This is a genomic window from Cupriavidus sp. IK-TO18, assembly GCF_015549295.1.
Classification (GTDB): Bacteria; Pseudomonadota; Gammaproteobacteria; order Burkholderiales; family Burkholderiaceae; genus Cupriavidus; species Cupriavidus oxalaticus_A.
Genome location: NZ_JADGMP010000005.1, coordinates 253,943 through 276,085, shown reverse-complemented (window position 1 = coordinate 276,085; position 22,143 = coordinate 253,943). Strand labels below are relative to the sequence as shown.

Here is a 22,143-nt window from a genome sequence, read left to right as displayed (position 1 = left end):
CAGCTTCCTGTCAGGTGAGGTTTTCACCTGAAAAATCAAGGCTTAAGCTCGGCGGTGCCGGCCTAGTCCCTCATCCAACGCCTGAACCTGCCTCCCGGTTGATAGCCGTCGCGCCGCCGCGCTTCAGCCAAGTTGACGCCGCCGGTGGATCTCGCCCACCAGCCAGCGCATGCGTTGCTTGGCCGCCTCATCGGCGGTCCCTGCCACGACTTCGGCCTGCAGCATGTCGAGTTCGCGCCGCAACGGCTCTGCCAGCAGCTTGGTGATGGCGGCATCGAACTCCTGCGTCGCAGGCGCCTCTTCGATCTCTTCCTTCAGCACGGCGGTGCGCGCAGCCGCGTACAGTTCGGCATATGGCGACTGGGCCAGCCGCTCGCTGAATGCCGCAAAATTCACCTCGCCCTGCAGGCCATCGCATGTCGACACCAGGTGCGTCAGCACTTCGCTCTCTCCGCCTGTGCCGCCCTCGCCATCCAGCAGCAAGGCGCGCGCGTCTTCGTCGAGCCGGGCGGACAGTGCCGGATAGCACATCAGCAACTGGATCACGCGCTGCTCCAGGCCGGTCGGCGCCTGCCGCCTTGCCCGCGGGCGCGGCTTCTCGAAACGGCCCACGCGGGCCGGATCGCTGCGCAAGCCGCAGATGGCCTCGATCTCGGCAGGTGTCGTACCAGTGGCATCGGCAAGTTCGCGCACAATCTGTAGCCGCAGGCCGCCGGCGGGCATCGCCTGTAGCAGCGGCTTGGCCTCGTACTGGGCGCGGGCCCGGCCCTCGGGCTGGCGCAGGTCAAGCTCCTCGGTCACCGACTGCAGCAGGAAGCGCGACAGCGGCATGGCATTGCGCACCTGCGTGGCAAAGGCTTCGGTGCCCTCTTCGCGCACATAGCTGTCGGGATCGTGCTCGGCCGGCAGGAACAGGAAGCGGATGGTCTTGTTGTCGGCCACATGCGGCAGGCAGGCTTCGAGTGCCCTTCGCGCCGCACGGCGGCCGGCGGCATCGCCGTCGAACGAGAACACCACCGCGTCGGTCTGGCGCAGCAACTTCTGCACGTGCACGGGGGTGCACGCCGTGCCGAGGGTAGCGACGGCATTGGCAAAACCGAGCTGGGCCAGTGCCACGACGTCCATATACCCTTCGACCACCAATACGTATCCGGTTTCCCGGATGGCATGGCGCGCCTCGAACAGGCCGTATAGTTCGGTCCCCTTGCTGAACAGCGGGGTTTCAGGCGAGTTCAGGTACTTGGGCTCGCCCTGGCCCATTACGCGGCCGCCGAAGCCGATCACGGCTCCCTTGGTGTTGCGGATGGGGAACATGATCCGGTCGCGAAAGCGGTCATAGCGCCGCGGCTTGCCGTCGGGGTCGCGCTTGTCGCTTTCGATCAGCAGGCCCGATTCGGCCAGCGGCGCGGCGATATTGTCGTCGCGATAGCTGCCGAACACCGCTTCCAGCCCCTGCCAGTCGTCCGGCGCATAGCCCAGGCCGAACTGCGCGGCGATCTCGCCGGTCAGCCCGCGCCCCTTCAGGTACTGGATCGCCTGCGGCGCGGTGCGCAGCTGGCGGCGGTAGAAGTCGGTCGCGCGGGTCATGGCGTCGGACAGCGCCACCGAGCGGGCCTGCTGTTCGGCGCGTTGCCCCGGCGGCAGCCGGTCGCGCTCTTCCGGCACGGTCATGCCGACCGACTGCGCCAGCTCGCGCACCGCCTCCGGGTAGGACTGGCCGGAGTACTCCATCAGGAAACCGATGGCCGAGCCATGGGCGCCGCAGCCGAAGCAGTGGTAGAACTGCTTGGTCGGCGAAACCGTGAACGACGGCGATTTCTCGTTATGGAAGGGGCACAGCCCCATGAAATTCGCGCCGCCCTTCTTCAGCTGCACATACTTGCCCACCACATCGACAATGTCGACACGGTTGAGCAGGTCCTGAATAAAGGATTGCGGAATCACCCGACTGACCGTCCTGAGGCTTGGCCGTCCCGCGACGGGAGGCAATTTCTAGGAATGCGTGACCGGTGCGGCGCCCGGTTGCTATCGGAATATTGTAGTGCAGCGCGCTCAGGCCGCCCGCAATGTTTATCAACTCCGTGCATTTACGCCGAATCCCGACGATCCGGCGTGCATCACGCCTATATCTGATTAAATCAGCACTTACTTCGGAGCCAGCGCTGCCTTGACCAGCGCCGACACGGCCGTCATGTCGGCACGGCCGGCGAGCTTGCCCTTGAGCACGCCCATGACCTTGCCCATGTCCTGCGGGCCGGCAGCCCCGGTGGCGGCGACCGCTTGCTGGACTTCGGCGGCGACTTCGGCCTCGGACAGCGCGGCGGGCATGTAGACCTTCAGCACCTCGACTTCGGCAAGTTCCTTGTCGGCCAGGTCGTTGCGGCCGGCCTGCTGGAACTGGGAGATTGAATCCTTGCGCTGCTTGATCAGCTTCTCAACCACGGCCAGCACGGCGGTATCGTCAAGTTCCGTGCGCTCGTCGACCTCGCGCTGCTTGATCGCGGCCAGAAGCAGGCGGATGGTGCCGAGGCGCTCGGTTTCGCGGGCGCGCATGGCGGTCTTCATATCTTCGCTGATACGGGCTTTGAGGGACATCGTGATCTTCCAGAAAGTGTGCGGACACTCACAGGTGGCGGCGAGAGCCGCCCACTGCAAGGCCCATAACGCAAAAACCCGCCGAAGCGTGGCGCCACAGCGGGTTGGTGCAAGCGCGAGGCCCGGTTCAGAACAGCTTCGATTTTCGGGATAGCGGCTTTACGAAGTTCTGGATTGTAGCACCAAGCCCCGAGCACGGAAGTGGCGCGCAACGGGCACGGAAAAAGCGGGCCCTGAGTACAAACAGGATCGGCGGTCAGGCCACTGACTGTCCCGCGGCAGCGCTGCGGCTGGCCTCCGCCACCGCCTTGCCTGCCGCGACGGCGGACGCCCAGGCCCATTGGAAGTTGTAGCCGCCCAGCCAGCCCGTCACATCGACCACCTCGCCAATGAAGTAGAGCCCCGGCACCTCGCGCGCCATCATCGTGGCCGAGGACAGCGCGCGCGTATCGACGCCGCCGATCGTCACCTCAGCCTTGCGATAGCCTTCGGTGCCCGACGGCACAATGCGCCAGCCGTTGAGCGATGCGCCAAGCTTGCGCAGTCCCTTGTCCGTGACATCGTGCAGCGGCATGGCGGCATCCACGCCAGCGGCGGCGCACCATGCGTCGGCCAGCCGCGCCGGCAGCCGCTGCGCCAGCAGGTTGCCGAGGTGCTTGCGGCTGCCGCCCTTCTGCTCCAGCAGCCAGGCCGCGGCGTCTTCTCCGTCGAACAGGTCGATGGCAATCGGCGTGCCCGGCTTCCAGTAGCTCGAGATCTGCAGCACCGCCGGCCCGGACAACCCGCGGTGCGTCCACAGCAGGTCTTCGCGGAACGCGCCCGCCGTCTTGCCGTTGCCGGTGGCGACATCCACCTCCAGAGACACGCCGGCCAGCGGCGCGAACGGGGTCCAGTCCTTGCCGTCGAAAGTCAGCGGCACCAGCGCCGGCCGGGTTTCGACGATGCCCAGCCCGAACTGGCGCGCGATGCGGTAGCCGAAGTCGGTGGCGCCGATCTTGGGGATCGACAGCCCGCCGGTTGCCACCACCAGGGCGCCGGCGCGGATCGTGCCGGCGGAGGTCAGCAACATGAAGTCATCGCCCTCGCGGCGGACTTCCGCTACCGCACAGCCGGTCTGCCAGCGTACGCGGCCGGTGTCGCATTCCGCGCGCAGCATGGCGATCACGTCCTCGGCGCTGTCATTGCAGAACAGCTGGCCGCGATGTTTCTCATGCCAGGCGATGCCGTGGCGGCGCATCAGGTCGAGGAAGTCCTGCGGGGTATAGCGCGCCAGCGCCGAGCGGCAGAAGTGCGGATTGGACGACAGGTAGTTGGCCGGCCCCGCCTGCAGGTTGGTGAAATTGCAGCGGCCGCCGCCGGAGATGCGGATCTTCTCGGCCAGTTTGGTCGCGTGATCGACCAGCACCACGCTGGCGCCGTTCTGGCCGGCGACGGCGGCGCACATCATGCCGGCCGCGCCCGCGCCCAGCACGGCCACGTCATACCGGCCCGTCCGGGTTCCCGTCGCCCCGCTCATTGCTCGCCTCGCCAATCCATCTGTTGCCACCGCTCAAGAAAAGGCAGATTGTAGCGAAAAGCACGCTGCCCGCCGCTGTGCTACCCTGCGCGCTTCCTGCAACCTGTTGTTTCGACGGCCGTTTCGCCTTTCGCTGCGGCCTTTGGCTTCTTCCTCATGCTTGTCCTCGGCATCGAATCTTCCTGCGACGAAACCGGGCTGGCCCTCTACGACACCGAGGCCGGCCTGCTGGCGCATGCACTGCATTCGCAGATCGCCATGCACCGCGACTATGGTGGCGTAGTCCCCGAACTTGCCTCGCGCGACCATATCCGCCGTGTGCTGCCGCTGCTCGAACAGGTGCTGGCCGATGCCGGCCGCACCCGCCGGGACATCGACGCCATCGCCTTTACCCAGGGGCCGGGTCTTGCCGGCGCGCTGCTGGTCGGCGCCTCGGTCGCCAATGCGCTGGGCTTTGCGCTGAACGTGCCGATGGTCGGCGTGCACCACCTCGAAGGCCACCTGCTGTCGCCGCTGCTGACGCGCGAGCCGCCGCCGTTCCCGTTCGTGGCGCTGCTGGTGTCCGGCGGGCATACCCAGCTGATGGACGTGCGCGGCGTCGGCGATTACACGCTGCTGGGCGAGACGCTGGACGATGCCGCCGGCGAGGCCTTCGACAAGACCGCCAAGCTGCTCGGCCTGGGCTATCCCGGCGGGCCGGAAGTATCACGAATGGCCGAGTTCGGCACGCCCGGCGCGTTCGCGCTGCCCCGGCCGATGCTGCATTCGGGCAATCTCGATTTTTCCTTCGCGGGGCTGAAGACCGCGGTGCTGACGCAAACCCGCAAGCTGTCCAATACCTGCGAGCAGGACCGCGCCAACCTGGCGCGCGCCTTTGTCGATGCGATCGTCGATGTGCTGGCGGCGAAGTCGTTCGCGGCGCTGAAGCAGACCGGCCACAAGCGGCTGGTGGTGGCCGGCGGCGTCGGCGCCAACCGGCAGCTGCGCGAGCGGCTGGACCTGCTCGGCAGGCAGCGCAAGGTCGACGTGTATTACCCGGACCTGGCGTTCTGCACCGATAACGGCGCGATGATTGCATTTGCCGGCGCGATGCGCCTGCAGGCGGCGCCGGAACTGGCGCGGCGCGAGTACGGCTATGGCGTGACGCCGAGGTGGGACCTGGCGGATATCCGGCTGCCGTCCGCGGCCTGACGGTTCCCTCGCCAAAGGAAGAAGCCACCGCGTGCGGTGGCTTCTTCGTTTCAGCAACTTGGGGGATCAGTTCACCCGCTTGTCCCGCTCGATCACCGCATACGCGCTGTGGTTGTGGATCGACTCGAAGTTCTCCGCTTCCAGCACATAGGCCACGATGCGCTCATCCGCATTCAGCCGCATCGCGATATCGCGCACCAGGTCTTCGACGAACTTGGGGTTCTCGTACGCGCGCTCGGTGACGAACTTCTCGTCCGGGCGCTTGAGCAGCCCCCACAGTTCGCACGACGCCTCTTCCTCGGCCATCCGCACCAGCGCTTCCACCGGTAGTTCCGCAGCCAGTTCCACGTCCATCGTGATATGCGAGCGCTGGTTATGCGCGCCGTACTGCGAGATCTTCTTCGAGCACGGGCACAGGCTGGTCACCGGCACCATCGCCTTCAGGAACACGCGCGTCTGGCCGTTGCGCACTTCGCCGGTCAGCGTGACCTCATAGTCCAGCAGCGACTCCACGCCCGACACCGGCGCGATCTTGCTGATGAAGTACGGGAAGGTGACCTCGATGCGGCCCGCCTCGGCTTCCAGCTTTTCCAGCATCTTGCCGAGCAGCAGGCGGAAGCTGGCCAGCTCCAGCGGCGCGCGCTCTTCTTCCAGCAGCGCGACGAAGCGCGACATATGCGTGCCCTTCTGGTCCGCCGGCAGGTGCACGTCGAGGTTGAAGGTACCCACGCTCGGCATGATGCCGGCCGGGGTCTTCAGGGTCACGGGATATCGCACGCCCTTGACACCGACGCGCTGGATGGGGATCTGGCGGGTGTCGAGGCTCGACTGGACGTCGGGCATCACGAAGGCGGGATTGATGTCATTCATCTACGGTTTCCTCCAGGGCTGCACCAGCGTTTGAGCGTTTGAGCGCTTGGCACAGGTCCTTACGGTCGCGGCATTTTCGCAGTCCATCCATGCCGCGCAACGAGTGTGAAACCACGGGACCCGGCACAGGGCGCGCCGACCCGCAGCTGCGAACACAAAAAGGGGGAGTTTAAGGGAATTTGGACGCACTCGTTGCCGAGGGCCAAATCCCCCTGGCCGGCACAGGTAATCCCGGCCAGCCGCCGGGGATCACTCCGGCAGCGGTCAGGCCACGCGCGAAGCGACCGAGACCTTGGGCTGGTCCAGGCCGAAGCGCTGCCGCACCGAGCGCTCGATGCCGGCCGCGTCGAGCCCGCACTGCTGCAGCAGGTAGGCCGGGTCGCCATGGTCGACGAAGCGGTCGGGCAGGCCCAGCACCAGCACCGGGATATCGATGCCGGCTTCGGCCAGCGCCTCAAGCACGGCGCTGCCAGCACCGCCCATCACGCTGCCCTCTTCCACCGTGACCAGGAAGTCGTTCCCGGCGGCCAGGCGCTTGACCAGTTCCACGTCGAGCGGCTTGACGAAGCGCATGTCGGCGACGGTCGCATCCAGCGCCTCGGCGGCGCCCAGGGCCGGATGCAGCATCGAGCCGAAGGCCAGGAAGCCGACGCGCTGGCCGGCGCGCGCAGCGCCTTCGCGGCGCACCACGCCCTTGCCGACCGGTACGCCGGCGAGTTCGGCGGCAATTGCCGCGCCCGGGCCGGTGCCGCGCGGATAGCGCACCGCGGTCGGGCAATCCTGGTGGAACGCCGTGGTCAGCAGCTGGCGGCACTCGTTTTCGTCCGACGGCGTCATCACCATCATGTTGGGGATGCAGCGCAGGTAGGCGATATCGTAGGCACCCGCATGGGTGGCGCCGTCTGCGCCGACCAGGCCGGCGCGGTCCAGCGCGAACACCACCGGCAGGCCTTGCAGCGCCACGTCGTGGATCAGTTGGTCATAGCCGCGCTGCAGGAAGGTGGAGTAGATCGCCACCACTGGCTTCAGGCCCTCGCAGGCCAGGCCGCCGGCGAAGGTCACCGCGTGCTGCTCGGCGATGCCGACGTCGTAGTAGCGGTCCGGGAAGCGCCTCTCGAACTCGACCATGCCCGAGCCTTCGCGCATCGCCGGGGTGATGCCGACCAGCCGCTTGTCGGCGGCGGCCATGTCGCACAGCCAGTCGCCGAACACCTGCGTATACGTCTTGCGCGCCGGCTTGGCGGCCGGGCGGATGCCCTCCGCGGGATTGAACTTGCCCGGGCCGTGGTACAGGATCGGGTCGGCCTCGGCCAGCTTGTAGCCCTGGCCCTTCTTGGTCACGACGTGCAGGAACTGCGGGCCCGCGCCTTCCAGCGCGCGCTCGCGGATGTTCTGCAGCGTCGGCACCAGCGAGTTCAGGTCGTGGCCGTCGATCGGGCCGATGTAGTTGAAGCCGAATTCCTCGAACAGCGTCGCCGGCACCATCATGCCCTTGGCGTGTTCCTCGAAGCGCTTGGCGAATTCCAGCACCGGCGGCGCCACCGACAGCACCTTCTCGATGCCCTTCTTGGTGGCGGCATAGAACTGGCCGCTCAGCAGCCGGGCCAGGTGCCGGTTGAGTGCGCCCACCGGCGGCGAGATCGACATGTCGTTGTCGTTGAGCACCACCACCAGCGGCAGGTCCTTGTACACGCCGGCGTTGTTCAGCGCCTCGAAGGCCATGCCCGCGGTCATGGCGCCGTCGCCTATCACCGCCACCGAGACGCGCTTTTCGCCCAGCGTGCGCGCGCCCAGCGCCATGCCCAGCGCTGCCGAGATCGACGTCGACGAATGCGCGGTGCCGAAGGTGTCGTACTCGCTCTCGCTGCGGCGCGGGAAGCCCGAGATGCCGCCCCACTGGCGCAGCGTGCCCATGCGCTCGCGGCGCCCGGTCAGGATCTTGTGCGGGTAGCTCTGGTGGCCCACGTCCCACACCAGCCGGTCATCGGGGGTGTTGAAGACGTAGTGCAGCGCGATGGTCAGCTCGACCGTGCCGAGGTTCGAAGACAGGTGGCCGCCGGTCTGCGAGACCGACTCCAGCACGTAGGCGCGCAGTTCATCCGCAAGCGTCTGGAGTTCGCGGCGGTCGAGCTTGCGCAGGTCTGCGGGGGCGTCAATCTTCTTGAGGAGTGCGTAGGTCATGATTTCCGTTCGGCCACCGGTTTCTTTCGTCCGGCTCGTCATTTCAGTGTGTGCGCAGCACGATCAGGTCCGCCAGGTCGGCCAGGCGGGCTGCGCGGCTGCCGAAGCCGGCCAGCGCTGCATGCGCCTCGGTGCGCAACGCCCCGGCCAGGTCGCGCGCCGCTGCCAGCCCCATCAGCGACACGTAGGTCGGCTTGTCGTGCGCGGCGTCCTTGCCGGCGGTCTTGCCCAGCGTGGCGGTATCCGCGGTGACGTCCAGAATATCGTCAACCACCTGGAACGCCAATCCCACCGCCGCCGCATACTTGTCCAGCTCGGCCAGCCCGCCGGCGTCGATTTCGCCACACAACGCGCCCATGCGCACGCTGGCGCGCAGCAGCGCACCGGTCTTCATCCGGTGCATGGCCTCGAGCGCGTCGCGCGTCATCGCGCGGCCCACGTTCTGCAGGTCGATCGCCTGGCCGCCGGCCATGCCGGTCGAGCCCGACGCCTGCGCCAGCTCCGCCACCAGCTTCAGCCGTGCCGCGGGTGTCAGAACCTCGGCGCCGGCCAGCACGATGAAGGCCTGGGTCTGCAGCGCGTCGCCCACCAGCAGCGCAGTGGCCTCGTCGTAGGCCTTGTGCACGGTAGGCCGGCCACGGCGCAGGTCATCGTCGTCCATGCACGGCATGTCGTCGTGGACCAGCGAGTAGGCGTGGATCATCTCCAGCGCGCAGGCCGCGGCATCGCAGGCGGCGGGGTCGGCCCCGCTGACCTCGCCGGCAGCGTGCACTAACAGCGGCCGCACGCGCTTGCCGCCGCTCAGTGCAGCATAGCGCATCGCTTCGTGCAGCGTATGCGGCACGGTGTTGGCATCTGGCAACGCTGCTTGCAGTGCGGCTTCGGTACGGGCGCTTTGCCCCTGCATCCACTGGGCGAAATCGGTCATGCCTCGTCCGCCCCCTGCGCGCCATTGATCCCGTTGCCGCCGTTGCCTTCGCCGGCGAGCGGCTTCAGTACCTCGCCCTCCAGCACCCTGACCTGCTGCTCGACGCGCTCCAGCTTCTGCTGGCAGTAGCGCACCAGCTCGGCGCCGCGGCGGTAGGCCGCCAGCGAGGCCTCGAGCGGCAGTTCGCCGCTCTCCATGCTGGCCACCAGGGTCTCGAGTTCGGCCATCGCCGCTTCATAGGAAGCGGGCGGCACGGAGGCCGTGGTGGTGTCTTCGGTCTGGACCGCAGCGGTCGTCGTCTTTGGCATGTAGGGCCCTGAGAATATGGCGCCGGGGGCAAAACCCGGATGATGAAGCCCGGATTTTACGCCAAAGCCGGCGCTTGCCCCATCCTTGAGCATGCTGGAGTGGACGCCAACCGCGTGCCGACGGAGTGCAGCCGGGGCATATGTGACTTGTGCGCTTGGGTCGTCTTTCCGAATGCGGCCGGTACGGCACCCCGATGACGACCCGGGTCGACTTTTTCGCTAAAAAGGCAAAAAAATCAGTCCCTTAACTTTTTGGCTCGGGTACAATCCCCCGTTCGCCGCGAGGGTCTGACGCATCCTCGCCAACCCGCGGCTGTCTTTCCCAAATCGATTCAATTTTCGATGGTTGGGTTGTTCACTGCTTTCACCTGTTCATCTGGGAGTGGGGATAATGTCCAATCTCAGCACCGCGCTTAAGCTGGCGCCGGCTGATACGCAACTGCCCGTCGGCGTCTACTTCGACGAAACGCTGCACCAACAAGAACTGGAACTGCTGTTCAGGCAAGGTCCCGGCTACGTCGGCCACGAACTGATGGTTCCCGAGGTCGGCGACTACCACACGCTCAAGGCCGAGGACGAGGGCCGCATGCTGGTGCGCAATGCCGCCGGCGTGGAACTGATGTCCAACGTGTGCCGCCACCGCCAGGCCATCATGCTCAATGGCCGCGGCAACAAGCAGAACATCGTCTGCCCCCTGCACCGCTGGACCTACGACCTCAAGGGCGAACTGCTCGGCGCGCCGCATTTCGACCAGCAGCCATGCCTGCACCTGAAGCGCTCGCCGCTGCAGAACTGGAACGGCCTGCTGTTCGACGGCAAGCGCGACGTGCGCGCCGACCTGGCCAGGCTGGGCGTGGCGCAGGACCTGAACTTCGACGGCTACATGCTCGACCACGTCGAAGTGCATGACTGTGACTACAACTGGAAGACCTTTATCGAGGTCTACCTGGAGGATTACCACGTCGTGCCGTTCCATCCGGGGCTCGGCAGCTTTGTCTCGTGCGACGACCTGAAGTGGGAGTTCGGCGAATGGCACAGCGTGCAGACCGTGGGCCTGCACGCGGGCCTGAAGCGCCCCGGCAGCCCGACGTACCAGAAATGGCACGACGCGGTGCTGCGCTTCAACAACGGCGTGCTGCCCAAGCACGGCGCGATCTGGCTGACCTACTACCCCAACATCATGGTGGAGTGGTACCCGAACGTGCTGGTGATCTCGACGCTGCACCCGCTGGGCCCGCGCAAGACCCGCAATGTGGTGGAGTTCTACTATCCCGAGGAAATCGCGCTGTTCGAGCGCGAGTTTGTCGAGGCCGAGCGCGCCGCCTATATGGAAACCTGCGTCGAGGACGACGAGATCGCCGAGCGCATGGATGCCGGCCGGCTGGCGCTGCTGAAGCGCGGCACCAGCGAGGTCGGGCCGTACCAGTCCCCGATGGAAGACGGCATGCAGCACTTCCACGAGTGGTATCGCCGCGCCATGTCATACCAGGGCTAGTGCGATAACCGCACGGCTTGCGCCATCACGGACCGCCACGGCGGTCCGTTTTGCTTTAGGGCGCGATGTGCGCTGATAGAATCATTGCTCCGCAATGCCGGCGGCGTCGCCGCCCGCGCCTTTCGCAAGTCCCCCGCAACACCACGCCACTCCACGCTCCGCCCCCGCCATGCAATCGCTCTGGATGCTGTTCGCCGCCTTCTCGTTCTCGTTGATGGGGGTGGGCGTCAAGCTGGCATCCGACCTTTACACCACCGGCGAGATCGTGTTCTACCGCGGGCTGATCAGCGTGGTCATCATGTGGGTGCTGCTGTCGTCGCGCGGCGTGCCGGTGCGCACGCCCTACATGCTGTCGCATATCAAGCGCAGCGTGTTCGGCGTGACCGCGCTGATGCTGTGGTTCACCTCGATCACGCTGCTGCCGCTGGCGACGGCGATGACGCTGAACTACATGTCGCCGGTGTGGATCGCGCTGATCCTCGGCGCCAGCGCCGCCCTGGCCGGCACCGCCGGCAATGCCGACCGGCGCCTGGTGCTGGCGATCCTGCTGTCCTTCGCCGGCGTGATCTGCCTGCTGCAGCCCTCGGTCGGCAAGGACCAGCTCACCGGCGGCCTGGTCGGCCTGATCTCCGGGGTCTTCACCGCGCTGGCCTACGTCGAGGTACGCCAACTCGGCCAGCTGGGCGAGCCCGAGGGCCGCATCGTGTTCTATTTCTCGCTGGTCGGCATGATCGCCGGCCTGGCCTGGATGCTGATTTCCGGCGTCAGCCCGCATACCTGGTATGGCGTTGGCCTGCTGCTGGCCATCGGCATCCTGGCGACGCTGGGCCAGACCGCGATGACGCGCGCCTACAAGCGCGGCAACACCCTTCTGACCGCCAACCTGCAATATGCCGGCATCGTCTTTTCCAGTGTGTGGGGCATGCTGATCTGGTCCGACAAGCTCAACTGGCTGTCGTGGCTGGGCATGGGGCTGATCATTGCCAGCGGCATTGCCACCACGCTGATGCGCGCGCGCCAGGGCACCGACGCCAAGCCGACACCGGCCACGCCGGTCAAGTCGCCCGAGGCGGAAGTGCATCCCGAGGTGTAGCATCCGTTAAGCTTTCGTTCCCTTCGCTCGCTACAGGATTCCCATGCAGAAACCGCTGATTTCCGTCACCGCACTGCAGGCGCTGCTGGCCGGCAACGGCCGCTGCGTCGTGATCGACTGCAGCTTCGACCTGGCCAACCCCGCCGCCGGGCGCGAGGCGTACCACGTCGGCCACCTGCCGGGCGCGTTCTACCTGCACCTGGACAACGAACTGTCGGGCCGCAAGACCGGCAGCAACGGCCGGCACCCCCTGCCCGATGCCGACGACTTCGTCGCGCGGCTGCAGGCGCTGGGCGTGGAAGACGACACCCCGGTAGTGGCTTACGACGCGCAGGGCGGCATGTTCGCCGCGCGGCTGTGGTGGCTGCTGCGCTGGATCGGCCATGACGAGGTCGCGGTGCTGGATGGCGGCAAGGATGCCTGGATCAAGGCAGGCATGCCGCTGGAGCATGAGGCCACCCCGGAGCCGGAGTTTCCCGGCAAGATTTCGCGCCGCGAGTCGCTGGTGCCGACGGTGGACGCCGCCGACCTGCTCGACAACCTCGGCCGCGCCGCGCTGCTGGTGGTCGACGCACGCGCGCCCGACCGCTTCCGCGGCGAGAACGAAACGCTGGATCCGGTCGGCGGCCGTATCCCCGGGGCGGTCAACCGCTTCTTCAAGGACAACCTCGACGCCCAAGGTCGCTTCAAGTCCCCGGAAACGCTGCGCGCCGAGTTTGGCGCGGTGCTGGGCCAGCGCGCGCCCGCTCAGGCGGTGATGCAGTGCGGCTCCGGCGTGACGGCCTGCCACAACCTGCTGGCGCTGGAAGCAGCCGGCCTGGGCGGCGCGGCGCTCTACCCGGGCTCGTGGAGCGAATGGTGCGCTGATCCGGCGCGCCCGGTGGCGACCGGCGCCGCCTGACGCGAGCGGCAGCTCAGTGCGAAGTGGCCACCGGCGCGGCGCTGCCGTGCGCGTGGCCGTGCCGCTCGTGCACGCCGTTGGTGATAAAGACGATCGCCGAAATCCCCGCCGCCACCAGCACTACCTGGATCGCCGACTCGCGCCAGCGCGGCTTGCGCTGCATCTGCGGCATCAGGTCGCTGACGGCGATATAGAGGAAGCTGCTGGCGGCGATCACCAGCACGTAGGGGATCCAGCCGCTCATCTCGTCGAGCAGGAAGTACCCGACCAGGCCGCCGGCGATGGCCGCCACGCTCGACAGCAGGTTGAAGGCGAAGGCGCGCGCCTTGGAGAACCCCGCGTTGAGCAGCACGATGAAGTCGCCCACTTCCTGCGGGATTTCGTGCGCGGCAATGGCCAGCGCGGTGACCACGCCGATATGCGGGTCTGCCAGGAAGGCCGCCGCGATCACGATGCCGTCGGCAAAGTTGTGGAAGGTATCGCCCACCAGGATGGTCAGGCCGCTGCGCCCCGCCTCTTCGCGGTCATGGCCGTGATGGTGGTGGTGCCCGTCGCCCTCGTGGTGGTGCGAGTGGCGCAGCAGCGAGATCTTCTCCAGCAGGAAGAAGCCCAGCAGCCCCGCCAGCAGCGTGCCGAACAGCGCGCGCGGGTCGGCGCCGGACTCGAACGCCTCCGGCAGCGAATGCAGCAGCGCCGTGGCAAGCAGTACGCCCACCGAGAAGCTCACCATGCGCTCGACCACGCGGGACGCCACCGTCAGCGACAGCAGCGCCGCCCCGAAGATGCTGCCCACGCCCGAGATCGTGGCGGCGAGCAGGATATACAAAAGCGTCGAATGGATGATGGGCTCCCAGGTGGCGACGCTGGCGGCCTTTCAGCCATCCAGCAAGCAGCTCCGCCGTTCCGCCCGCATTGCGCCGGGCGGCTAACGCAACAATGTTGCAATAACTCAAAGGCCGCATTGTACGTATCCGCCGGGACTTTGCAATCCTGCTCTCGACCGAGTCACCCCGAACGGATCACGCTACGCCGTGCTGCTTGAACCAGGCCAGCGCCTTCTGCCAGCCGTCCCTGGCGTCCGCTTCGCGGTAACTGGGCCGGTAGTCGGCATGGAAAGCATGGCCGGACTCGGGATAGACCACGAAGCGCGAGCCTTTGGCGGCCCGGTCGGCCGACGCCGCCAGCGCCGCCTTCATCTTCTCCACATGCTCCAGCGGGATGCCGGTGTCCTTGCCGCCGTAGAGTCCGAGCACCGGCGCATGCAGCTGCCCGACAAGGTCGATCGGGTTCTTCGGCTTCAGCGGCGTCGGCTCGGGCGACAGCTGGCCGTACCAGGCCACGGCGGCCTTCAGTTGCCGGCTGTGCGCCGCGAACAGCCAGGTGATGCGGCCGCCCCAGCAAAAGCCGGTGATGCCGAGTCGCGACACGTCGCCGCCATTGGCGCCCGACCAGGCCACCGCGGCGTCGAGGTCGCCCATGACCTGGACGTCCGAGACCTTGGCGATCACCTCGCGCTGAAGTTCCTGGATGGAACCGAAGCTCTGCGGGTCGCCCTGGCGCGCGAACAGTTCGGGCGCGATCGCCAGGTAGCCGAGCTTGGCGAAGCGCCGGCAGATATCGGCGACGTATTCGTGCACGCCGAAGATCTCGCTGACGACCAGCACCACCGGCAGGTTTTTCTTGCCTTCCGGCTGGGCCCGGTAGGCGGGCATGCTGAAGCCGCCGGACGGGATCGTGACCTCGCCCGCGGTCAGGCCGGCGAAATCGGTCTTGATGGCTTGCTGGGCCATCACCGGCAAGGCAGCCGCGGCAAAGGCGGAACCGAGCGCGATCTTGACGAAGCCGCGGCGGTCGAAGGTCTGGCCGGGGACGAGGCTTTCCACTTCGGGTTTGAGCATGCGTGTCTCCAGGAACATGGGTGGCTGGCGCGCCAAAAATCGCCAGCCACCGATTCTAAGCAGACATGACGCTTCGTGCTCATGCCTGCACGATGTTCCCAGTGCTGCCTCAGTGCAGCTTCACCCGCGGGCTGGTCTTGCTGCGCAGCCAGTGCGACACGGTGTCCAGCGCCATGCCGACCGCGCCGTGCAGCGCCATCACGTGCATCCGGTACAGCGAGGTGTACATGACGCGCGCCATCAGTCCTTCGATAAACATCGAGCCGCCGATCAGCCCGCCCATCAGGCTGCCCACCGCGCTGAAGTGCCCCAGCGACACCAGCGAGCCAAAATCCTTGAAAGCGAACGACGGCAGCGGCTTGCCTTCGAGCCGCGCGCACAGCGCCTGGTAGAGGAAGGTCGCCTGCTGGTGCGCCGCCTGCGCGCGCGGCGGCACCGAGGTCTGCTTCTCCGGCCACGGGCAGCTGGCGCAGTCGCCGAAGGCAAAGATGTCGGGATCGCCCTCGCTCTGCAGCGTCGGGCCGACCACGATCTGCCCCTGGCGGCTGGTCGGCAGGCCCAGCGTGGCCAGCACCTGCGGCGCGGTAATGCCCGCGGCCCACACCGTCAGGTCGGCATCGATGGTCTTGCCGCTGGCGGTCAGCACGGCCTGCGGCGTGACCTCGGTCACGCGCTCGCTGGTAAAGACATCGACATCGAGCTTCTTCAGCAGCTTGGCGGTCTCGGCCGAGACGCGCTCCGACAGCGCCGGCAGGATGCGCGGGCCGGCCTCGACCACGTGGATGCGCACGTCGCGGCGCGGGTCGAGGCGGTGCAGGCCATAGGCGCTGAGCACGTGCGCGGTGTTGCGCAGCTCCGCCGACAGTTCGACGCCGGTGGCGCCGGCCCCGATGATGGCCACGTCAACGCGCGGACGGCCGTCCTCGCCGATGCGCCCGCGCCCGTTCTGCGCACGCACGCAGGCGGCGATCAGGCGCTTGCGGAAGCGTTCGGCCTGCGCCACGGTATCGAGCGCGATGGCGTTCTCGGCGGCGCCCGGCACGCCGAAGAAATGCGTGACGCAGCCGATCGCCAGCACCAGCGTGTCATACGGCAACTCGCGCGCGGGCAGCAGCTCGGCGCCGTCCTGGTCATTGCAGGCAGATACGGCGATGGTCTTGCGCGCGCGGTCGATGCCGGTCAGCTCGCCCTGCTGGAACTCGAAATGGTGCCAGCGCGCCTGCGCCGCGTATTCGAGCTGGTGCGTGTTGGGATCCATGCTGCCGGCGGCAACTTCATGCAGCAGCGGTTTCCAGATGTGGGTAGGCAAGCGGTCCACCAGGACCACCTGCGCCGTTCCCTTCCTGCCAAGCTTGTCGCCGAGCCTGGTTACCAGTTCCAGCCCTCCTGCCCCGCCGCCGACGACAACGATGCGGTGCGCCTTTGCTTCTGTCATGGTCTACCCGTGCGTATTGTGAAATCCGTGCCTGAGGCATGGCCACAGTCTGCTGCATTGCAGCATGCATGGCAAGCCGCATAACACGACTCAGCAGTCGCTTCAATCGATACCGCCATGCAAACGCGGGGGAGGGTTGTCAGCTCAACTTCATTGCGCTTTCAGTGCGCTTCTTCCCAGTTGGCGCCGCTGCCCACCTCGGCCACCAGCGGCACGCGCAACTGCGCCACCGTGCACATCAGCTCTGGCAGGCGCGCCTTCACCAGTTCCAGCTCATGCTCGGGCACTTCCAGCACCAGTTCATCGTGCACCTGCATGATCTGGCGCGTCTGCAGCCCGTCGCGCTCCAGCCAGCCCTGTACCGCGATCATCGACAGCTTGATCAGGTCGGCGGCCGTGCCCTGCATCGGCGCATTGATGGCGGCGCGCTCGGCGGCCTGGCGGCGCGGGCCACTGCCGCCGTTGATATCGGGCAGCCACAGCCGGCGGCCGAACACGGTCTCGACATAGCCCTGCTCGCGCGCGGTCTGCCGGGTTTCTTCCATGTAGTGCGCCACGCCGGGGTAGCGCATGAAGTAGCGGTCGATATAGTGCTTGGCCGCGTCGCGTTCGATGCCCAGGTTGCTGGCCAGCCCGAACGCGCTCATGCCATAGATCAGGCCAAAGTTGATGACCTTGGCATAGCGGCGCTGCTCGCTGCCGACCGCGTCGCGCTCCACGCCGAAGATCTCGGCGGCGGTGGCACGATGGATGTCCTCGCCGTTAGCGAAGGCGCGCAGCAGGTTCTCGTCGCCGGAGATATGGGCCATGATGCGCAGCTCGATCTGCGAATAGTCGGCCGACACGATCACGCTGCCCGGCTCGGCGATAAAGGCTTCGCGGATGCGGCGGCCTTCCTCGGTGCGCACCGGGATGTTCTGCAGGTTGGGCTCGGTCGATGCCAGCCGGCCCGTCACCGCGGTGGCCTGCCCGTAGCTGGTGTGCACGCGGCCGGTGCGCGCATTGACCATCCTGGGCAGCTTGTCGGTGTAGGTGGACTTGAGCTTGGCCAGGCCGCGGTAGTCGAGCAGCAGCTTGGGCAGGGGGTAGTCCTCGGCCAGCTTCTGCAGCACCTCTTCGTCGGTCGACGGCGCGCCGCTGGCGGTCTTCTTCACCACCGGCAGCTTCATCTGGTTGAACAGGATCTCGCCGATCTGCTTGGGCGAGCCCAGGTTGAACGGCTGGCCCGCGGCCTCGTACGCGGACTGCTCCAGCGCCAGCATGCGCTGGCCCAGCTCGGCGCTCTGCGCGGCCAGGCGTTCGGCGTCGATCAGCACGCCGTTGCGCTCGATCTTCTGCAGCACCACCGAGACCGGCATCTCGATCTCTTCATACACGCGGCGCAACCCTGCGGCCGCTTCCACCTGCGGAAACATCTTGCGATGCAGGCGCAGCGTCACGTCGGCGTCTTCGGCGGCGTACTCGGTGGCGCGCGCCAGGTCGATCTGGTCGAAGCCGATCTGGCCGGCGCCCTTGCCACACACCTCTTCGTAGGTGATGGTCTTCAGGTTGAGCAGCCGCTCGGCCAGGCTGTCCATGCCGTGGTTGCGGTGCGAGGCCAGCACGTAGCTCTGCAGCATGGTGTCGTGCGCCACGCCGCGCAGCGTCACGCCGTGGTTGGCGAAGACGTGGATGTCGTATTTCAGGTTCTGGCCGAGCTTGGGGCGGCTGGCGTCCTCGAGCCAGGCGCGCATGCGCTCCAGCACGAATTCACGCGAGAGCTGCCCGTGCTCGGGCAGGCCGGCCACGTCCGGGCCGCGGTGCGCCACGGGGATGTAGCAGGCTTCGCCCGGCGTCGCCGACAACGAGATGCCCACCAGCTGCGCCTGCATGGGATCGAGCGAATCGGTCTCGGTATCGATCGCCACCAGCGGCGCGGCCTCGATGCGCCGCATCCAGTCTTCCAGCATGCCCTGCGTGGTGACCGTCTCGTGGCGGATCTCGGTGGGCGCGCTCTCTTCCGTTGCCTGGACCACATTGCCGGTGGCCGCCGCCGGCGCATCGAACAGGCCGCCCTGCGCCGGCGCCGGCGCCGCGGCCGCGCGGGCGCGGGCCTGCGCGCGCGCGTCAGGTAAGCGTTCTCCCGTGGCTTCGCGCAGCCAGGTCTTGAAACCGTAGCGCTGGAAGAATTCGACCAGCTTGTCCTTGTCCTCGCCGGTCTCGCGCAGCGCGTGGAAATCCGCCACCGCCTTGCTCAGGTCGCAGTCGGTCTTGACCGTGACCAGCTTGCGCGCCATTGGCAGCCAGTCGAGCGTATTGCGCAGGTTTTCGCCGACCACGCCCTTCATGCCCGGCGCGGCGGCCATCACGCCGTCGAGCGAGCCATGCTCGGACAGCCATTTGACCGCGGTCTTGGGGCCGACCTTGGGCACGCCGGGGACGTTGTCGACCGCATCGCCGATCAGCGACAGGTAGTCGATGATGCGCTCCGGCGGCACGCCGAACTTGGCCGCCACGCCCGGGGGATCGAGCACTTCGCCGCTCATGGTGTTGACCAGCGTGACCTGGTCGTTGACCAGCTGCGCCAGGTCCTTGTCGCCGGTGGATACAACCGTACGCACGCCCTGCTCGGTGGCCTGGCGCGACAGCGTGCCGATCACGTCGTCGGCCTCGACGCCGTCGACCACCACGATCGGCCAGCCCAGCGCGCGCACGGCCTCGTGGATCGGCTCGATCTGGCGGGCCAGGTCTTCCGGCATGGACGGGCGGTGTTCCTTGTAGGCCGGATACATGTCGTCGCGGAAGGTCTTGCCCTTTGCGTCGAACACGCAGGCGCTATACTCTGCCGGGTAATCGTTGCGCAGCTTGCGCAGCATGTTGATCATGCCGTAGATTGCCCCTGTGGGCAGGCCCTCTCCATTCCTCAGGTCCGGCAGAGCGTGATAAGCGCGATACAGATAGCTCGATCCGTCGACGAGCAAGAGTGTTTTTGGACTATCCGACATTCCCATGGACTCAAAATTGACTGGTGCCGCTGCGGGCGGTGCTTCGACCGCCCCCCTTGCTGATCCGGATGTATCCGATATCTCCGGCGATACCGTACAACCCCCGCCGGAGGCAGCGTCCGAACACGCCGCAGCCGTAGCCGCCGCGGCCGATGCCGCCGCCGCTGGCCATCCGCCTGAAGTGGCCGCAGAAAAAGCCGCCGCCGCCGCGGCGCGTGCCAATCCGCGCAAGATGATCCCCAGCCTGCGTGCGCTGGCCGACGAAGACCGCGCGACCGCGAAGAAGGCGCGCGCATCGTGGCAAATGTTCACGATTATGGCAGAGTTCATCGAGGCGACCGAGTACCTCTCGGAGATCCGCCCGGCCGTGTCGATCTACGGCAGCGCGCGCCTGCGCGAGGATTCGCCCTACTACCAGCGCACCATCGAGATCGCGCGGCTGTTCTCCGATGCCGGCTTCGCCGTCATCTCGGGCGGCGGCCCCGGCATCATGGAAGCGGCCAACAAGGGCGCGCACGCCGGCAAGTCTGCCAGCGTGGGCCTGAACATCGAACTGCCGCACGAGCAGCAGGGCAATCCGTACCAGGACATTGCCATGCGCTTCCGCCACTTCTTCACGCGCAAGGTCACCTTCGTCAAGAACTCCGACGCCTTTATCGTGATGCCGGGCGGCTTCGGCACGCTGGACGAGCTGGCCGAGGTGCTGACGCTGGTGCAGACCGGCAAGTCGCGCTCGGTGCCGGTGGTCATGTTCGGCAGCCGCTTCTGGAAGGGCCTGCTCGACTGGTTCCGCTTCACGCTGCTGCCGATGGGCCTGATCGCCGAGCACGACCTCGACCTGATGAAGATCGTCGACGAGCCGCATGAAGTACTCGAAGCGGTCTACGACTACTACGAGCGCCGTGGCGGCGACAAGCCGATCCCGCCCAAGGAAGAGATGTTCTACCTGTAAGCGCGCCGCCGGGCCTGGGCCCGGCCGGCTTGCGCCGCAAGCCACGCGTCAGGCACTCCTGCCGTTGCGCGGGTGCGCCGCGGGGCACGGCCCGGCCTCCGGGCACGGCAGAATTGCTAGAATGGAACCTGTCCGTTCTGCCAAGCCCGGCGCCGCCGGGTTGCAGCCAACCGCCGCATGCCGCGGCGTCGCCCGCCGCCCCTTATTGCCCTTGGGGCGCCGCGACGCCGCACAGGAGCCCCTGATGACCTCCCGTTCCACCCGGTCGTGCCGTTCTGCCCGGTCCGACGACCCCCTGCCCGCGGGCCTGCGCCTGCTGGCCGCGGCTGCCGCCACATTTGCGCTGGCGGCGCCCGTGCTGGCCCAGGGCAACCAGGAAAGCAGCGCACTGTCGCAGCAGGAACTGAACCAGATCAACAACCAGCCGATCGCGCCGGCAGCCAAGACGCAGCTGAACCAGCCGCGCCAGCCGAGCTTCCAGCTCAACGAGCGCGACGGCACGCAGGTGCGCGAGTACCGCGACAAGGGCCGCGCCACCGATATCCAGGTCAAGTCCGGCTTCGGCACCAAGTACGAGATGAGCAAGCCGGAAGACAGCTCGCCGCGCATCCGCGAGCACGATGTCAACCGCGTACCATCGGTCAACCTGAAATTCTGACCACGCAAGCGCCCTGCCGCAGCGGCGGCGGGACGCTGACCCACGGCCCGGCGTAAGCGGGCCGCGCCGGCCCTCCGGCAGTCATGCCGCGGCGGCGGCCCTGGTTTTGCCGCCGCTTTCCGATTCGCTTCACACAACGAGTATGGCCGTATTCACCACGGTCTCGCAGGACGAGATCGCCAGCTGGCTGCTTGATTTCGACCTTGGCGAAGTGCGCGAACTGCGCGGCATCGCCTCGGGCATCGAGAACAGCAATTTCTTCCTTACCATGGAGCAGGATGGCCAGGCACGCCAGTACGTGCTGACCATCTTCGAGCGCCTGTCGTTCGCGCAGCTGCCCTATTACCTGCACCTGATGGCGCACCTGGCCGAGCGCGGCATCCGCGTGCCGGCGCCGATCCCGGCGCGCGACGGCGAGATCCTGCGCCCGCTCAAGGGCAAGCCCGCCACCATCGTCACGCGCCTGCCCGGCGCCTCGCAGCTGGCGCCGGACGCGCAGCACTGCGCCGAAGTCGGCGACATGCTGGCGCGCATGCACCTGGCCGGCCAGGACTACCCGCGCCGCCAGCCCAACCTGCGCAGCCTGGCCTGGTGGCAGCAGACCGAGCCCGAGATCCTGCCTTTCCTCGACGCCGGCCAGCGTACCCTGCTGCAACAGGAAATCGCGCACCAGGCGGCGTTCTTCGCCAGCGCCGACTACGCCAGCCTGGGCGAAGGCCCGTGCCATTGCGACCTGTTCCGCGACAACGTGCTGTTCGAGGAAGACGGCAGCGGACGCCACCGTCTGGGCGGCTTCTTCGACTTCTATTTCGCCGGCAACGACAAGTGGCTGTTCGACCTGGCGGTCACCGTCAACGACTGGTGCATCGACCTGGCCAGCGGCGAACTCGACCACGCGCGGGCGCAGGCAATGCTGCGCGCTTATCATGCGGTCAGGCCGCTGAGCGACACCGAGGCCGCGCACTGGCAGGACATGCTGCGCGCGGGCGCGCTGCGCTTCTGGGTGTCGCGGCTGTGGGACTTCTACCTGCCGCGCGAGGCCGACATGCTGCAGCCGCACGATCCCACTCATTTCGAACGCATCCTGCGCCGGCGCCTGGACACCAGTCCCGCGCGCCCGCTCCCCTGGATCTGATCC

The 22,143-nt window shown here is 67.3% G+C and carries 18 protein-coding genes; 7 read left to right on the top strand and 11 right to left on the bottom strand.

Annotation, left to right across the window (positions count from 1 at the left end; translation table 11 throughout):
* Nucleotides 1-123: 123 nt before the first annotated feature.
* From dnaG to IPF36_RS03685, 3 genes are all read right to left on the bottom strand, one after another.
* Nucleotides 124-1,944, bottom strand: coding sequence for a DNA primase (gene dnaG, locus IPF36_RS03695; RefSeq protein ID WP_135705627.1), 1,821 nt, complete (start codon nt 1,942-1,944; stop codon nt 124-126).
* 201 nt (nt 1,945-2,145) lie between these two features.
* On the bottom strand, nt 2,146-2,595 hold the full coding sequence (locus IPF36_RS03690) for a GatB/YqeY domain-containing protein (RefSeq protein ID WP_133093084.1): 450 nt from the start codon (nt 2,593-2,595) through the stop codon (nt 2,146-2,148).
* A 256-nt stretch (nt 2,596-2,851) separates the two neighbouring features.
* Nucleotides 2,852-4,111 (bottom strand): NAD(P)/FAD-dependent oxidoreductase, encoded by a 1,260-nt coding sequence (locus IPF36_RS03685; RefSeq protein WP_135705631.1) that lies wholly within the window; start codon nt 4,109-4,111, stop codon nt 2,852-2,854.
* Nucleotides 4,112-4,267: 156 nt separating this feature from the next.
* Between IPF36_RS03685 and tsaD the strand changes: the two genes are divergently transcribed.
* Nucleotides 4,268-5,302, top strand: a complete 1,035-nt coding sequence (gene tsaD, locus IPF36_RS03680; RefSeq protein ID WP_133093086.1) for a tRNA (adenosine(37)-N6)-threonylcarbamoyltransferase complex transferase subunit TsaD — start codon at nt 4,268-4,270, stop codon at nt 5,300-5,302.
* Nucleotides 5,303-5,368: 66 nt separating this feature from the next.
* Here tsaD and folE2 read toward each other — a convergent pair whose 3' ends face one another.
* The 4 genes from folE2 to IPF36_RS03660 all read right to left on the bottom strand — a co-directional run bounded on the left by folE2 (nt 5,369) and on the right by IPF36_RS03660 (nt 9,589).
* Nucleotides 5,369-6,172, bottom strand: coding sequence for a GTP cyclohydrolase FolE2 (gene folE2 / locus IPF36_RS03675; protein WP_135705635.1), 804 nt, complete (start codon nt 6,170-6,172; stop codon nt 5,369-5,371).
* A gap of 264 nt (nt 6,173-6,436) precedes the next feature.
* On the bottom strand, nt 6,437-8,353 hold the full coding sequence (gene dxs / locus IPF36_RS03670) for a 1-deoxy-D-xylulose-5-phosphate synthase (RefSeq protein WP_133093088.1): 1,917 nt from the start codon (nt 8,351-8,353) through the stop codon (nt 6,437-6,439).
* Nucleotides 8,354-8,396: 43 nt separating this feature from the next.
* A complete protein-coding gene (locus IPF36_RS03665; protein WP_135705637.1) occupies nt 8,397-9,281 on the bottom strand; it encodes a polyprenyl synthetase family protein in 885 nt (294 codons plus the stop codon).
* Nucleotides 9,278-9,589 carry an exodeoxyribonuclease VII small subunit gene (locus IPF36_RS03660; RefSeq protein WP_133093090.1) on the bottom strand — a complete coding sequence of 104 codons (312 nt, stop codon included), beginning with the start codon at nt 9,587-9,589 and terminating at the stop codon, nt 9,278-9,280. Before IPF36_RS03660 ends, IPF36_RS03665 begins: the two co-directional genes overlap by 4 nt.
* Before the next feature lie 391 nt (nt 9,590-9,980).
* Here IPF36_RS03660 and IPF36_RS03655 point away from each other — a divergent pair, with 391 nt between their 5' ends.
* The 3 genes from IPF36_RS03655 to IPF36_RS03645 all read left to right on the top strand — a co-directional run bounded on the left by IPF36_RS03655 (nt 9,981) and on the right by IPF36_RS03645 (nt 13,078).
* Nucleotides 9,981-11,084: an aromatic ring-hydroxylating dioxygenase subunit alpha gene (locus tag IPF36_RS03655; protein ID WP_133093091.1), complete on the top strand. Its 1,104-nt coding sequence runs from the start codon at nt 9,981-9,983 to the stop codon at nt 11,082-11,084.
* A gap of 169 nt (nt 11,085-11,253) precedes the next feature.
* Nucleotides 11,254-12,177: a DMT family transporter gene (locus IPF36_RS03650; protein WP_133093092.1), complete on the top strand. Its 924-nt coding sequence runs from the start codon at nt 11,254-11,256 to the stop codon at nt 12,175-12,177.
* Nucleotides 12,178-12,220: 43 nt separating this feature from the next.
* Nucleotides 12,221-13,078, top strand: coding sequence for a sulfurtransferase (locus IPF36_RS03645; RefSeq protein WP_135705641.1), 858 nt, complete (start codon nt 12,221-12,223; stop codon nt 13,076-13,078).
* A gap of 13 nt (nt 13,079-13,091) precedes the next feature.
* Here the strand turns inward: IPF36_RS03645 and IPF36_RS03640 are convergent, their stop codons facing one another.
* The 4 genes from IPF36_RS03640 to polA form a co-directional block, all read right to left on the bottom strand.
* Nucleotides 13,092-13,904 (bottom strand): ZIP family metal transporter, encoded by an 813-nt coding sequence (locus IPF36_RS03640; protein WP_218959477.1) that lies wholly within the window; start codon nt 13,902-13,904, stop codon nt 13,092-13,094.
* A 193-nt stretch (nt 13,905-14,097) separates the two neighbouring features.
* On the bottom strand, nt 14,098-14,976 hold the full coding sequence (locus IPF36_RS03635; RefSeq protein ID WP_195427339.1) for a dienelactone hydrolase family protein: 879 nt from the start codon (nt 14,974-14,976) through the stop codon (nt 14,098-14,100).
* A gap of 109 nt (nt 14,977-15,085) precedes the next feature.
* On the bottom strand, nt 15,086-16,411 hold the full coding sequence (locus IPF36_RS03630) for an NAD(P)/FAD-dependent oxidoreductase (RefSeq protein WP_135705643.1): 1,326 nt from the start codon (nt 16,409-16,411) through the stop codon (nt 15,086-15,088).
* A gap of 161 nt (nt 16,412-16,572) precedes the next feature.
* Complete coding sequence (gene polA, locus IPF36_RS03625) at nt 16,573-19,395, bottom strand: DNA polymerase I (RefSeq protein ID WP_195427338.1); 2,823 nt, start codon at nt 19,393-19,395, stop codon at nt 16,573-16,575.
* A gap of 4 nt (nt 19,396-19,399) precedes the next feature.
* Between polA and IPF36_RS03620 the strand changes: the two genes are divergently transcribed.
* The 3 genes from IPF36_RS03620 to IPF36_RS03610 all read left to right on the top strand — a co-directional run bounded on the left by IPF36_RS03620 (nt 19,400) and on the right by IPF36_RS03610 (nt 22,140).
* The gene (locus IPF36_RS03620) at nt 19,400-20,347 is read left to right on the top strand and encodes a TIGR00730 family Rossman fold protein (RefSeq protein WP_232353319.1); all 948 of its coding nucleotides are present in this window, start codon (nt 19,400-19,402) and stop codon (nt 20,345-20,347) included.
* A 244-nt stretch (nt 20,348-20,591) separates the two neighbouring features.
* Nucleotides 20,592-21,005: a hypothetical protein gene (locus tag IPF36_RS03615; protein WP_133097420.1), complete on the top strand. Its 414-nt coding sequence runs from the start codon at nt 20,592-20,594 to the stop codon at nt 21,003-21,005.
* 142 nt (nt 21,006-21,147) lie between these two features.
* The gene (locus tag IPF36_RS03610) at nt 21,148-22,140 is read left to right on the top strand and encodes a homoserine kinase (RefSeq protein WP_133097419.1); all 993 of its coding nucleotides are present in this window, start codon (nt 21,148-21,150) and stop codon (nt 22,138-22,140) included.
* Nucleotides 22,141-22,143 lie beyond the last annotated feature (3 nt).